Origin of the sequence: Pantoea agglomerans (genome assembly GCF_020149765.1) — a bacterium.
GTDB classification, from domain to species: domain Bacteria; phylum Pseudomonadota; class Gammaproteobacteria; order Enterobacterales; family Enterobacteriaceae; genus Pantoea; species Pantoea alvi.
This window is the reverse complement of the sequence record NZ_CP083809.1, coordinates 3090459-3102631: the sequence shown is the minus strand read 5'-3', so window position 1 is coordinate 3102631 and position 12173 is coordinate 3090459. Positions and strand designations below refer to the sequence as shown.

Sequence of the window (12173 nt, the reverse complement as noted above, 5' to 3'; positions counted from 1 at the left end):
TGGGGAGAGCAGGGCGGGCTTAGCCGAGATCGATGGCACGCCGCGAGGCGATCGGCATGGGCTGAGAGAGGGATAAAAGGATTGAGGGAACGCGGTAAAAGAGAGGATAAAGCGGGGGCGGAAAAGGCACGCGCAACGGGGCGTCGCGCGTGCCGGGTGCATCAGGGGGCTTTTTCCAGCACGCTGTGGATCACAGCGGAGAGTTCGTTGATTTCGAATTTGGCGACGTAGCCGTCGGCGCCCACTTTGCGCACGTGATCTTCGTTGGCGCTGCCGGAGAGCGAGGAGTGAATCACCACCGGAATGTCCTTCAGCGACGCCTCACGCTTGATATTGCGCGTCAGGGTAAAGCCGTCCATCTCCGGCATCTCAAGATCGGTCAGCACCAGTGCGATCTTGTCGTGGATCGATTCGCCCGCCGCCTGCGCCGCTTCGTTCATCTCTTTAATCTTCAGCCAGGCTTCCAGGCCGGTGTTGTGCATCAGCGCGGGAATGCCCATGCTCTTCAGGCCCTGCTCCAGCAGCTGACGCGCCACTTTCGAATCTTCCGCAACGATAGCCACCGCGCCAGGCTTGATCTTAAAGCTGCGCACCGTTTCCGGCGTCGGCTCGTTGCCGCGCACCGAAGGGATCACGTCATAGAGGATCTGCTCGACGTCGAGCACCATCGCCAGGCTGTTGCTGCCCTTTTCATCGTCGAGGCAGGCGATGCTGGTGATATTGCGGCCGCCGATGCCTTTCTCAGCGGTATGCACCTGGCTCCAGTCGAGGCGCACGATGTTATCCACCGACTCCACGGCAAAAGCCTGGGTATTACGCGCATACTCGGTAACCAGCAGCAGATTCAACCCGGTTTCCGGCGTGCAGCCCGCCACCGCCGGCAGGTCGATCACCGGAATAAACTGGCCGCGAATATTGGTCATGCCCAGCAGCGGCGAACGCATGCCGGCCGCGCGGGTAATCGGCTGCATCGGCACAATTTCCCGCAGCTTGAAGACGTTAATGCCGAACAGCTCCGATTTCCCCCTGGCCTGATCGGTGCCCAGACGGAACAGCAGCAGTTCAAAGCGGTTCGATAACGCCAGATTCGCTCTTTCATCTATCTCTTTTTGAAAATTATCCATCGTTGCTCTGCCTTGCTGCCGCCTGATGCGCGGCGAAAGTGAATGATAAAAGCGTTATCGGCACGACTGGCTAAAAAGTGAGAGGCGAGTGCGCAAATTTGATCGCGCGCGCAGTTAGCGATTCTTGTGCCAGGCTTAGAGGGTCACAACGGAAAAATTTCATTAAAGGAGCGCACCATGAAAAAAGTCATGACGTTTACGCTGTTGGCCGTATTGAGTCTGCCAGCGCTGGCTGAGAAGGGCGGTTTTGAAGCGGGCGCAACGCCGCCGCCGCAGAAAAAGCAGGATGCAGGCTATAAAGGTTCAGAGGATACCGGCCAGACCCATATCAACCAGATCCGCGATTTTCGTCAGGACGGTTACGTCACGCTTGAAGGCTATATTCTGAAGAAGCTGCAGGGCGATAACTACCAGTTCCGCGACAGCACCGGCACCATCACCATTATCGCGCCGGAAAAAACCTTCGACGGCAAAACCTTTAAGGCGGACGAGCAGGTGCGCGTCAGCGGCCACGTAAAAGGTAAAGGCGAGAATACGGTGCTGCACGTCACCCAGATTGACCTGCCGTAACCCGGCCGGCGTTTCGGCACATTTATTTCCGGCGCGGGGCAGTTAACCCCCGCGCCATTCCAGCGTTACTCTTAATCCTGCAGCAGAATCGCCCGCACGCTCTTACCCTTCATTTTTCCCTGCTTCAGCCTGACCAGCGCCGCTTTGGCTTCGCTCGCCGCTACGGCGACATAAGCATGGGTCGGGGTAATATCGATTTTGCCGATCTGGTCGGCGCGGAAGCCCGCGTCGCCGGTCAGCGCGCCGAGAATATCCCCAGGCCGAATCTTCGCCTTGCGCCCGCCGTCGATGCAGAGCGTCATCATGGCGGCCGGCAGCGGCTGGCGCGCGCCTTTTTTCAGCGCGCTGGCCGGCAGCCAGCTGAGCGGCTGCTGCAGAAAATCTTCCAGCGCGTGGGCGCGCGCCATCTCATCCGCCGCGACAAAGCTCACCGCGCTGCCCTGTTCGCCGGCGCGTCCGGTGCGGCCGATGCGGTGTACATGCACTTCGGGATCCCACGCCAGCTGATAGTTCACCACCATCGCCAGCGCTTTAATATCCAGGCCGCGCGCCGCCACGTCGGTCGCTACCAGCACGCGCCCGCTACCGTTGGCGAAGCGGATCAGCACGCGTTCGCGATCGCGCTGCTCCAGATCGCCATGCAGCGCCAGCGCGCTGATAGCCTGCTGGTTAAGCGCGGCGGCGATATCGTCGCACTCGCGTTTGGTGTTGCAGAAGACCACGCACGAGGCTGGCTGACGCTGCGCCAGCAGCGCCTGCAGCAGCGGCAGCTTTTCGCCTGGGCTTGCTTCGATAAACGCCTGCTCAATAGCGGGCAGCTCGCTTACCTCTTCGGTGGCAACGTGCAGCGCGTCGCGCTGAAAGCGTGCGCTAAGCGAGGCGATACTCTCTGGCCAGGTGGCGGAGAAGAGCAGCGTCTGGCGGCTGGCGGGCGTGAGCGCGGCCACCGCCTCCATATCGTCGCGGAATCCCATCTCCAGCATGCGATCCGCCTCGTCGAGCACCAGCGTGTCGAGCCGATCGAGCTTCAGCGTCTCGCGCTTCAGGTGATCGAGAATACGGCCCGGCGTGCCGACCACGATATGCGGGGCGTGTACCAGCGAGTCGCGCTGCGCGCTCATGGGCTGGCCGCCGCACAGGGTAAGGATCTTGATATTGCGGGTAAAGCGCGCCAGCTGACGCAGCACGTTGCTGACCTGGTCCGCCAGCTCGCGCGTCGGGCAGAGCACCAGCGCCTGGGTAACGTAGCGGCTGCTGTCGATATGATGCAGCAGGCCGATGCCGAACGCCGCCGTTTTGCCGCTGCCGGTTTTCGCCTGCGCCCGCACGTCGCGCCGCGCCAGGATAGCGGGCAGCGTAGCGGCCTGAACAGGCGTCATCTCGGTATAGCCCATATCGGCCAGGTTGGCGATCTGACTGGCGGGAAGAGCGGTAAGGGTAGTAAATGCGGTCACGGGCGGCCTCGGCGGCAAAAGGTGGTCGAAAAATAGCGCGGCAAGTCTGGCAGAATGTGCGACGCGCGGCAACCAGCGAAAAGGGTTACCTGCATGATTGCTTCGCCATGCAGGCGCTTAGGAATAACCCGAAGATCGGTGAGAATGGATGTTATCTTCTAATGTTTACCCGCCGCGCGCGAGCTTTTGTGCATATCGTGTGGCTTTTTAAGACCAGCTGAAGCTTTATAACTGCCCGATCGGGCAACTTAATTTCTTTTTGTATCAGATGATTCCCTTTTTTTTCCTCCAGCAAAAGAATTAATCATTAAATAAACTCCCCGATCGAGCCGATAAAATAATCACTGCAATTGCTTTATATTTAGCGCGCCAGCTTCTATTACAACGACAGTTTGAGGGTTCTCCATTGAGTAATATTGCCCAGGGATCACATGAAGAAGTGCTGAAAATCGTTGGTCGCGCAGTGCTTACGCTGCATGTCCACGGTGAAAGCTTATCTGCTGACAAGGTTGTCTCAATGATCGGCTGCTATGCCGAAAGCGCGGAACAGCATCAGCAGCAGCTGTTTGCGCTGGCGATGGAAATGATGACGGCTCAGAAATGGGCAAAAAGCGCCTGACGCCATCGTCCCAGTAGAACCAAGCCTCCAGCCGGAGGCTTTTTTATGCCTCTCTTTTCTCTCCGCCCGCCTTTTTGGTCCTACCAATTCCAGCCTGCTTTTTAGCGCAAGTCACAGAAGCGGAAAATTCGCGCCCGTGAGGTTGTCTCAGGTTAACAAAAGATTAACCATTTAAGTCTATATTGACGCACCGCGCGCTTTTGGTCCGACCAAAAGCGCCGCTTCGGGATGACGCCATGAGTGAATCGACATCGCCAGCCGCTGAGCACCTTGTGGTGCGGCTGCGGCGCTATATAGAGCAGCAAAAACTGGAGCCGGGCATGAGGCTGCCCGCCGAGCGCCAGCTCGCCGCTGAGCTGGGCGTGTCGCGCTCTTCGCTGCGCGAAGCGCTACAGCAGCTGGTCAGCAGCGGCTTGCTGATCAGCCGTCGCGGCGGCGGCACCTGGCTGCGCCAGCAGCTGGCCCCCTGGGCAGAGCAGCGCATCGTCGCCCCGGTACGCGCGCTGCTGCAGGACGATCCCGACTACCGCTACGACATTCTCGAAGCGCGCCACGCGATCGAGGCGAGCACCGCCTGGTACGCGGCGCAGCGCGCAACCGAGGCGGATAAGGAGCGGCTGCGGCTCGCCTTCGACGCCACCCTAAAGCTGAAAGAGAGCGACGATCCCGATCTCGCCGCGCAGGCCGACGTGCGCTTTCATCTCGCTATCGCCGAAGCGTCGCACAACCTGGTGCTGCTGCAGACCATGCGCGGCTTCTTTGCGCTGCTGCAGTCCTCGGTGCTGCAAAGCCGCCAGCGTATGTACAGCCAGCCGGCGATTTTCGCCCGTCTCACCGAACAGCATCAGTGCCTGCTCGACGCCATCCTCGCCGGCGAGGCGGAGGCGGCGCGCCGGGCGGCGATGGATCACCTCGGCTTTGTCCACGCCACCCTGAAAAACCTGCATGAAGACGAAGCGCGCCAGGCGCGCATTACGCGTCTGCCAGGCAATGACTCTTTTTAACCGCAAGGAAAACGACCTGTGATTATCTCCGCCGCTTCCGATTATCGCGCCGCCGCGCAGCGTATTTTACCGCCGTTTCTTTTCCACTATATCGACGGCGGCGCCTACAGCGAGCGCACCCTGCGGCGCAACGTCGAGGATCTCTCCGACGTGGCGCTGCGCCAGCGCGTGCTGAAGAATATGTCCGAGCTAAGCCTGGAAACCCGCCTGTTCAACGAAACGTTATCGATGCCGGTGGCGCTGGCGCCGGTTGGGCTATGCGGAATGTATGCGCGTCGCGGCGAGGTGCAGGCGGCGCGTGCCGCGGCGCTCAAAGGGATCCCTTTTACCCTGTCGACAGTGTCGGTCTGTCCGATTGAAGAGGTGGCGCCCGCCATCAACCGCCCGATGTGGTTCCAGCTCTACGTGCTGCGCGACCGCGGCTTTATGCGCAACGCGCTGGAGCGCGCCAAAGCCGCAGGCTGCTCGACGCTGGTGTTTACCGTCGATATGCCAACGCCCGGCGCGCGCTATCGCGATGCGCACTCCGGCATGAGCGGGCAGCACGCCGCGCTGCGTCGCTACTGGCAGGCGGCGACCCACCCGCAGTGGGCATGGGATGTCGGCCTGCACGGCCGCCCGCACGATCTCGGTAATATTTCCACCTACCTCGGCAAGCCGACCGGGCTGGAAGATTATATTGGCTGGCTGGCGAACAACTTCGATCCCTCGATCTCCTGGCGCGATCTGGAGTGGATCCGCGAATTCTGGGACGGCCCGATGGTGATCAAAGGCATTCTCGATCCTGAGGATGCGCGCGACGCGGTGCGTTTCGGCGCGGACGGCATCGTGGTGTCGAACCACGGCGGCCGCCAGCTGGACGGCGTGCTCTCCTCGGCGCGCGCGCTGCCCGCCATCGCCGATGCGGTGAAAGGCGACATTACTCTTCTCGCCGACAGCGGCATTCGCAACGGGCTGGACGTGGTGCGCATGATCGCGCTGGGCGCCGACAGCGTGCTGCTGGGGCGCGCCTGGCTCTACGCGCTGGCGACCCACGGCCAGCGCGGCGTGGAAAACCTGCTTGGGCTGGTGGAAAAAGAGATGCGCGTGGCGATGACCCTGACCGGCGCGAAATCGATCGCCGAAATCACGCGCGACGCGCTGGTGGATGCCGGCGCGTCGCTCGCTTATGCCAGCGAAGCGCCGCGTCCGCGTGCTGTTAGCTGAGCCTTGTCTATACTTACTCACTCTTCATCAACAGGAGGATTGAAATGACTATTCACAAGAAAGGATCGGCGCACTGGGAAGGCGATATCAAAGGGAAAGGCACCATCAGCACCGAAAGCGGCGTGCTGAGCCAGACGCCTTACGGTTTTAACACCCGCTTTGAAGGCGAGAAGGGCACCAACCCGGAAGAGCTGATCGGCGCGGCGCACGCCGCCTGCTTCTCGATGGCGCTGTCGCTGATGCTGGGTAATGCTGGCCACAAGCCGCAGAGCATCGACACCACCGCTGACGTCTCGCTGGACAAAAAAGGCGAAGGCTTCGCCATCACCAAAGTGGCGCTGAACAGCACCATCAGCCTGCCGGGCATCGACAGCGCGGCGTTTGACGAAATCATTCAGAAGGCGAAGGCGGGCTGTCCGGTTTCGCAGGTGCTCAACGCTGAGATCACCCTCGACTACACCCTGAATAATTGATTCAGCAGGCCGCCAGCGATTAAGCTGTGCTGGCTGATATCGGTTCCGATGAACCGCAATGGATGCGCCCTGGGGCGCATCTTTTCTTTCTGCGGAAGGAGGGGGAGCGTGGCGAAATATCTGCCGGCTAAAAGACACTGGAAAATGGTGCTGGTGCTGATCTGTATTTGCGGCGCGTTAATGCTGATCCGCTGGGCGGCGATGATATGGGCCTGAAAGCGTGGATTTGCCGCCACAAGCTGGGCGTATTAGTGATGATTGTGCTGGCGCTGGAGCTGATTCACTTTCTGCTGACCTCATCCTGGCTGCCCTGGGTCTCCTCCTGAGCGGCGCTACACATATTCACGCTCCTCCTGCTCGCGCCGTTTAGCGCGCACGTCGCTGCGGGCGATACGATACGCCTTGCCGGGATCGCCGGCGACGAACTCGAAGGTCGGCGAATAGTAAAACGGCAGCCAGCCGCCGTAGCCGCTTTCCCACTCCCAGCGTACCGGGCAGGGCCAGATAATGCCGTCATACAAAATGTAATAAACCCAGCGTCCAGTCGGACGACGGGGGCGTGGTGTTTTCATGGGATTCACAACGATAATAGGTTAAAACAGCTTATATTTTGAACGCTGTTGCCGCTGGCTGCAACGTTTAAACCGCCTCTTTTTTCTCCACATCCTTTAGCGGCCTTAATTAGCGATGCACTTCGCCGCACAGCAGGACCACGCCGGGCCGCACTTTATGAATGCGATCCGCCATGGTTTCACAGGCCGCTTTCGTCGGGTAAATACGCTCCGATACCGGCAGGGCATCGCAGGCGTCATGGCCGCAGGCGCTCACTAACAACACAAATCCAATCAACATGGCTCGACTCCTTTACACGGTCTCGTTGGTACGGACTGTGATGCTAAGATTCCTTTTTTACGATCCAGTATAGACAAACGTGTCGGCAAGGCATTATCAGCCAGAGCGGTATGGCGTATCAGGAGAAAAACCAGGCGGGCAGCAGGGCGATAAGGTTGTTAAGGGTGTGCAGGAAAATCGGCAGGGCCAGGCTGTTGCTGCGCAGGCGCGCATAGCAGAGCAGCAGGGAAAAGAGCGTCAGCGCCACCAGGGTTTCCCAGTGAACATATTGCGTATGCATCGCCGCAAACAGCAGCGAGGTCAGCAGCATACAGGCGAAGCGGCTGCGCGGCGCCCACAGAAGAAATCCCTGCAGCAGAAAGCCGCGGAACAGCACCTCTTCAAACACCGGCGCCAGCAGCACGGCGGTAAGCAGCAGGATCAGCATCGAATTGCGTCCCTGGTGCGCCTGCTCCACCAGCCAGCCTTCAGGCTGCAAAAACTGCGTCTGCGCCGCCATCAGCACAAAGAGTACGAGGATAAAAAAGAGCGTTTGACGAACGCGCAGCTCTCCCAGCGGCAGATCGCTGCGGCGCTGGCAATAGAAGCGGTAGAGCGGGTAGATCACGGCGAATTCAAACAGGCAGAGCACCGGCACCAGAAGCCCGTCGTTACGCAGCACGCCGTAGTTGGGAAACAGCGTAATCAGCATCGTCACGAGGTAATAGACCACAAAGCTGCCGACGTAGAACAGCGTCAACGTCACTCTGTCGGGATTGGTGTTCATAGGCGACCCAGCCATCGAAGGAAAGCGCATAGTAGCAACGCGCCCGATCCCTGTCGAGGGAGGCGCGCGTACAAACTTAGCGCAGTAAATTACCGCCCCAGGCTAAATCCGCGACGGCGCGCGCCGATAACCGCTTAATCCTGTTCGGCTCCCCTGCGTCAGCCGTCGACCCGCTGTCGCCCGAACGCATTTAACCGTTTTGCTGTGAGCGCCCCTGATGACATTTGTTCCACCGGAATCGCCGTCGCGCCGCTTTGCGCCGGCGGCTGAAGAGCGCACGCGCCGCAGCCTGCGCATCTTTTCGCTGCTGCTTGCCGTCGTGCTGCTGCTGGTCGTGCTGATGGTGCTTGTCATCGCCCAGCGGCAGAACCGCGACGCGACGGATCAGGATCGACAGCGGCTGCTCCAGGCGTGGGAAGCCCGGCAGGAGACGATGCTGACCGACGTGCGCGACTACGCCTTCTGGGGTGAGGCGTGGCGCAACCTGCACCTGACGCTCAACACGCGCTGGGCCTGGGATGAGGAGAATCTTGGCCCGGATCTCTATAACGAGTATCACTACGAAGGCGTTTTTGTCGTGGATAGCGCGGGCCGCACGCGCTACGCGGTGATCAATGGAAAACTCACCGATCTGCCGCTGGAGGCCTGGCTCGGCGCGCAGAGCGCCTCGCTGCTGCGCGACGCGCGCAGGCTGCAGCACGCGGCGCTGGCGCAAAACGCCGTTATTGCGCGCCAGCCCGCTCTTGTGGTGGCGGCGCCCATCTCGATGGGCAAGGCGGCGCGCCTCGCTGAGCCGCCCGGCGCGCCGTCGGTGCTGGTGTTTGTTAACCTGTTTACCCCCGCGAAGTTAGAGGCGCTGGGCAAGATGCTCGACGTCTGGGCACTGCGCGGCGCGGCGCAGGCTGACGCGCCTCAGCCCGCGAGCCTGACGCTCGGGGCGGCAGGGGGCGAAGCGGTGACGCTGCGCTGGCAGCCGAAAATGCCGGGCACGGGCCTGCTGATGCTGCTGCTGCCGATACTGGCGGCGGTGGCGCTGGTCACCGGCTGGATTACACGCCGCGTCAGCCGCCACGCGCTGCATCACGCCCTTCTCTCCGATCGCCGCTTCGCCATGCTGACCCTTAGCCAGCAGGAGCTGGCCAACAGCGAAGCGCGCTTTCGCGATCTGGCGGAAGCCGCCTCGGACTGGATCTGGGAAACCGATGAGCAGGGGCGGCTGATCTATCTCTCTTCACGCTTTCATCGCCTGACCGGCCACGCCATCGCCGACTGGATGGGAGAGCATATCGACCGTCTGCTGACCCATCCGAGTCATTCGCTGGTGGCCTGGCTGATGCGCCAGGAGAGCAACGGCTCCTCCGCGCCGCTGCGCTGCCAGTTTATGAGCGCGCAGGGCGAACGGCGCATTGGTCATCTGGTGGCGAAAACCATCTGGCAAGAGGGGCGCCGCGCCGGCTTTCGCGGCACGGTGTCCGATATTACCCAGAGTATGGAGGCGGAGGCGCGCATCCAGTTCCTGTCGCGCCATGACGCGCTGACGGGACTCGCCAACCGCATTCAGCTGCAGGAGTATTTAACGCGCCATCTGGAGCCGCCTCAGCCGCTGGCGATCCTCAGCCTCGATCTCGATCAGTTCAGACCGCTGAACGATAACTGGGGGCACGCGGCGGGCGAGCAGGTGCTGAATCAGCTGGCGCAGCGGCTGCAGCGCGGCGTCGGCGCCCACGAGCTGGCGGCGCGGCTGGGAGACGACGAATTTGTGCTGGTGCTGCAGGAGAGCGACGCCGGCGAAATAGCGCGCCGCTGCGCCCGGCTGCTGCAGGAGGTGCAGCTGCCGATCTACACGGGCCAGCAGGCACACTACCTTACCGCCAGCGTCGGTATCGCCTGCGCGCCGCAGGACGCCAGCCATCCTGAGGCGCTGCTGCGCATGGCGGATATCGCCCTTAACGAGGCGCGCGCGGCGGGGCGCAACCGCTGGGTCTGGTACGCCAGCAATATGGCCAGCCAGCGCGAGCATAAGCGCGAGATGGTGCAGCGCCTCGAGCAGGCGCTGCGCAACGATGAGTTCTGCCTGCATTACCAGCCGCGCTATCAGCTGCAAAGCGGCAGGCTGGCGGGCGCGGAGGCGCTGATCCGCTGGCAGCCTTCGGACGGCGAGACGATCGCGCCCGATCGCTTTATTCCGCTGGCGGAGGAGAACGGCCTGATTGTCGCCATTAGCGACTGGGTGCTGGCGCGCGCCTGCCGCGACGCCAGCGGCTGGGGGGCGGATCGCTACGTATCGGTCAATATCTCGCCGGTAGAGTTTCGCACTCATGATTTAGTGCAGCGCGTTGCGCACGCGCTGGAGAGCAGCGGACTGCCCGCGAAGCGGCTGGAGCTGGAGATCACGGAAAACGTTACCTTCGACCATCCGCAGCAGGCGCTGGAGGTGATGCAGGCGCTGCGCGCGCTCGGCGTCAGGCTGACGGTCGACGATTTCGGCACCGGCTATGCGGCGCTCGGCTATCTGAAGACCTTTCCATTTAACGGTCTGAAGATCGATCGCTCCTGGATAAAGGATTTCCCGGAGTCGCAGCAGGCGGCGTCGGTCGTGGCGGGTATTATCGCGCTGGCGCATGCGTTTGCGCTGACGATTACGGCGGAAGGGATTGAGACAGAAGCGCAGCTCGACCAGCTAAAGCGGCTCTCCTGCGAAGAAGGGCAGGGCTACTTTCTGGGACGCCCCGTGCCGCTGGCGGTCTTTACTGCGCTTCTGGAGACAACATCTCAACAGGTTCGGGCTTAACGCACTTTAACCGCTACAGCGGTCATCAGAACGGCAAAGCCCACAAAAATTGCCAGTTCCATAGGATCCTCCGAGGAAAATTCCTAATAATTTTAGCCGGCCGCTGAGGGAGATTTGTTCAGTAAGTGCGATTTATCTGAAAAATTCGGCGCGATCGGCCGCCTGCTGGCGATCTTTTTAGCCGCAAAGGGTTAAGGCGAGGGCGCGCCTTTGCTACTCTCTGGGGCGAGTTCACCACGTCCATGAGGAGAAAACGTGAAATATTATGGAAAAGCGCTGCTGGCGCTGGGAATGTTCGCCTTAGCCGGCTGCCAGTCGGCGACTAAAACCGAAAGCGCTGCGGCAGGCGCGGATGCGGCAAGCGACACCTGTGGTGCTTCGCAGTATCAGAGCTACGTCGGCAAACCGCTCAGCGCGGCCAGCAGTGTGCGTCTGGAGACGCCGGTACGCGCCATCCGCTGGAACAGCGCGGTGACAATGGACTTTAATCTGCACCGCCTCAACTTCCTGGCGGACAAAGATGATGTTATCACCCAGGTTTACTGCGGCTGAGCCGTCATAAAAAAAGCGTCGCACTGTCACGCGCTGGTCATCAATCAGGCTGAGTATAGAGAGCGGATAACAGAGATTTCCACGTCACTCTCAATATGCAATGCTCGTCTTGTTTATTCCCGCTTCGGCGGGAATTTTTTTAGCCTATTCCGATGAACCGGTCTCCATTAGCTGCGCCAGCAGTTGACGATAATTTTCCAGGCGGCGCGCGTCGCCTTCCACCTCCAGCCGCTCAATAACGCGCGCGATCACCGCTTTATTGGTAGCGGGCTCGCCAGCCTCCATTAGCTCGCGCAGGATCACCGCCAGCAGATCGGACTCCTGCGGCGCGTTCCACGCCGGGCTGTTGAAATAGTCCACAATCGCACGGCTGGCACTGTTTTGAGTTCTCATATCCACCTCCGCTAAGGCGACGGCGCGTCTGTCACGACCTGCGCAGCGCAGCGTGAAAGTCAACGTAAAGGGTAACTGTGGACCTCGCCGCGACAGGATGTGGCGGAGGCGTTAGCGCAGCCGGAACGGGGCGCCGACGCCAGAGAAACTGGCGTTTTTTTAAACATACAACCGACACCGGAACTTGTCAGTAACAGCCTGACATATTTTTTCATCTCTGCTGACACGCCAGCGGGAATACCCTCACGATTCACTGCAAAAAAGCGCTAACGCCCTCTGCGGGAGGGTGAAAAGGGCCTCAGACAGCGAAAAACGGTTTTTTTCATTTCGTGCCATGATTTGCCGCTCAGCAATAAGGAGCCGTTGTTA

The 12173-nt window shown here is 60.8% G+C and carries 14 protein-coding genes; 8 read left to right on the top strand and 6 right to left on the bottom strand.

What is annotated here, in order from left to right; all coding sequences use genetic code 11:
• Nucleotides 1–161: 161 nt before the first annotated feature.
• Nucleotides 162–1124, bottom strand: a complete 963-nt coding sequence (locus LB453_RS17655) for a chemotaxis protein (protein ID WP_103795160.1) — start codon at nucleotides 1122–1124, stop codon at nucleotides 162–164.
• Between the two features lie 177 nt (nucleotides 1125–1301).
• On the opposite strand from LB453_RS17655, the gene LB453_RS17650 reads away from it, so the two are divergent.
• Nucleotides 1302–1694, top strand: coding sequence for a YgiW/YdeI family stress tolerance OB fold protein (locus tag LB453_RS17650; RefSeq protein ID WP_103795159.1), 393 nt, complete (start codon nucleotides 1302–1304; stop codon nucleotides 1692–1694).
• Between the two features lie 71 nt (nucleotides 1695–1765).
• On the opposite strand, the gene dbpA is transcribed toward LB453_RS17650, so the two are convergent.
• Complete coding sequence (gene dbpA, locus LB453_RS17645; protein ID WP_103795158.1) at nucleotides 1766–3148, bottom strand: ATP-dependent RNA helicase DbpA; 1383 nt, start codon at nucleotides 3146–3148, stop codon at nucleotides 1766–1768.
• A gap of 406 nt (nucleotides 3149–3554) precedes the next feature.
• On the opposite strand from dbpA, the gene LB453_RS17640 reads away from it, so the two are divergent.
• The 5 genes from LB453_RS17640 to yniD all read left to right on the top strand — a co-directional run bounded on the left by LB453_RS17640 (nucleotide 3555) and on the right by yniD (nucleotide 6666).
• Nucleotides 3555–3767: a hypothetical protein gene (locus LB453_RS17640; protein WP_103795156.1), complete on the top strand. Its 213-nt coding sequence runs from the start codon at nucleotides 3555–3557 to the stop codon at nucleotides 3765–3767.
• A gap of 236 nt (nucleotides 3768–4003) precedes the next feature.
• The gene (lldR, locus tag LB453_RS17635; protein WP_103795155.1) at nucleotides 4004–4771 is read left to right on the top strand and encodes a transcriptional regulator LldR; all 768 of its coding nucleotides are present in this window, start codon (nucleotides 4004–4006) and stop codon (nucleotides 4769–4771) included.
• A gap of 18 nt (nucleotides 4772–4789) precedes the next feature.
• Entirely contained in the window at nucleotides 4790–5977 is a 1188-nt protein-coding gene (gene lldD, locus LB453_RS17630) for an FMN-dependent L-lactate dehydrogenase LldD (RefSeq protein WP_103795154.1), read from the top strand.
• Between the two features lie 44 nt (nucleotides 5978–6021).
• Nucleotides 6022–6450 (top strand): OsmC family protein, encoded by a 429-nt coding sequence (locus LB453_RS17625; protein ID WP_033752779.1) that lies wholly within the window; start codon nucleotides 6022–6024, stop codon nucleotides 6448–6450.
• A gap of 108 nt (nucleotides 6451–6558) precedes the next feature.
• Nucleotides 6559–6666 (top strand): small membrane protein YniD, encoded by a 108-nt coding sequence (gene yniD / locus LB453_RS17620; RefSeq protein WP_224481535.1) that lies wholly within the window; start codon nucleotides 6559–6561, stop codon nucleotides 6664–6666.
• 116 nt (nucleotides 6667–6782) lie between these two features.
• Here the strand turns inward: yniD and LB453_RS17615 are convergent, their stop codons facing one another.
• From LB453_RS17615 to LB453_RS17605, 3 genes are all read right to left on the bottom strand, one after another.
• Nucleotides 6783–7022 (bottom strand): hypothetical protein, encoded by a 240-nt coding sequence (locus LB453_RS17615; RefSeq protein ID WP_103795153.1) that lies wholly within the window; start codon nucleotides 7020–7022, stop codon nucleotides 6783–6785.
• 109 nt (nucleotides 7023–7131) lie between these two features.
• Nucleotides 7132–7302: a hypothetical protein gene (locus tag LB453_RS17610; protein ID WP_094078501.1), complete on the bottom strand. Its 171-nt coding sequence runs from the start codon at nucleotides 7300–7302 to the stop codon at nucleotides 7132–7134.
• A 118-nt stretch (nucleotides 7303–7420) separates the two neighbouring features.
• The gene (locus LB453_RS17605) at nucleotides 7421–8068 is read right to left on the bottom strand and encodes a CPBP family intramembrane glutamic endopeptidase (protein ID WP_103795152.1); all 648 of its coding nucleotides are present in this window, start codon (nucleotides 8066–8068) and stop codon (nucleotides 7421–7423) included.
• Nucleotides 8069–8285: 217 nt separating this feature from the next.
• Here LB453_RS17605 and LB453_RS17600 point away from each other — a divergent pair, with 217 nt between their 5' ends.
• Together LB453_RS17600 and LB453_RS17595 are read left to right on the top strand one after the other, a co-directional pair.
• Nucleotides 8286–10859, top strand: a complete 2574-nt coding sequence (locus LB453_RS17600; protein ID WP_103795151.1) for an EAL domain-containing protein — start codon at nucleotides 8286–8288, stop codon at nucleotides 10857–10859.
• A gap of 255 nt (nucleotides 10860–11114) precedes the next feature.
• On the top strand, nucleotides 11115–11411 hold the full coding sequence (locus tag LB453_RS17595; protein WP_103795150.1) for an I78 family peptidase inhibitor: 297 nt from the start codon (nucleotides 11115–11117) through the stop codon (nucleotides 11409–11411).
• Between the two features lie 144 nt (nucleotides 11412–11555).
• Here the strand turns inward: LB453_RS17595 and LB453_RS17590 are convergent, their stop codons facing one another.
• Nucleotides 11556–11804, bottom strand: a complete 249-nt coding sequence (locus LB453_RS17590) for a biofilm development regulator YmgB/AriR family protein (RefSeq protein ID WP_103795149.1) — start codon at nucleotides 11802–11804, stop codon at nucleotides 11556–11558.
• Nucleotides 11805–12173 lie beyond the last annotated feature (369 nt).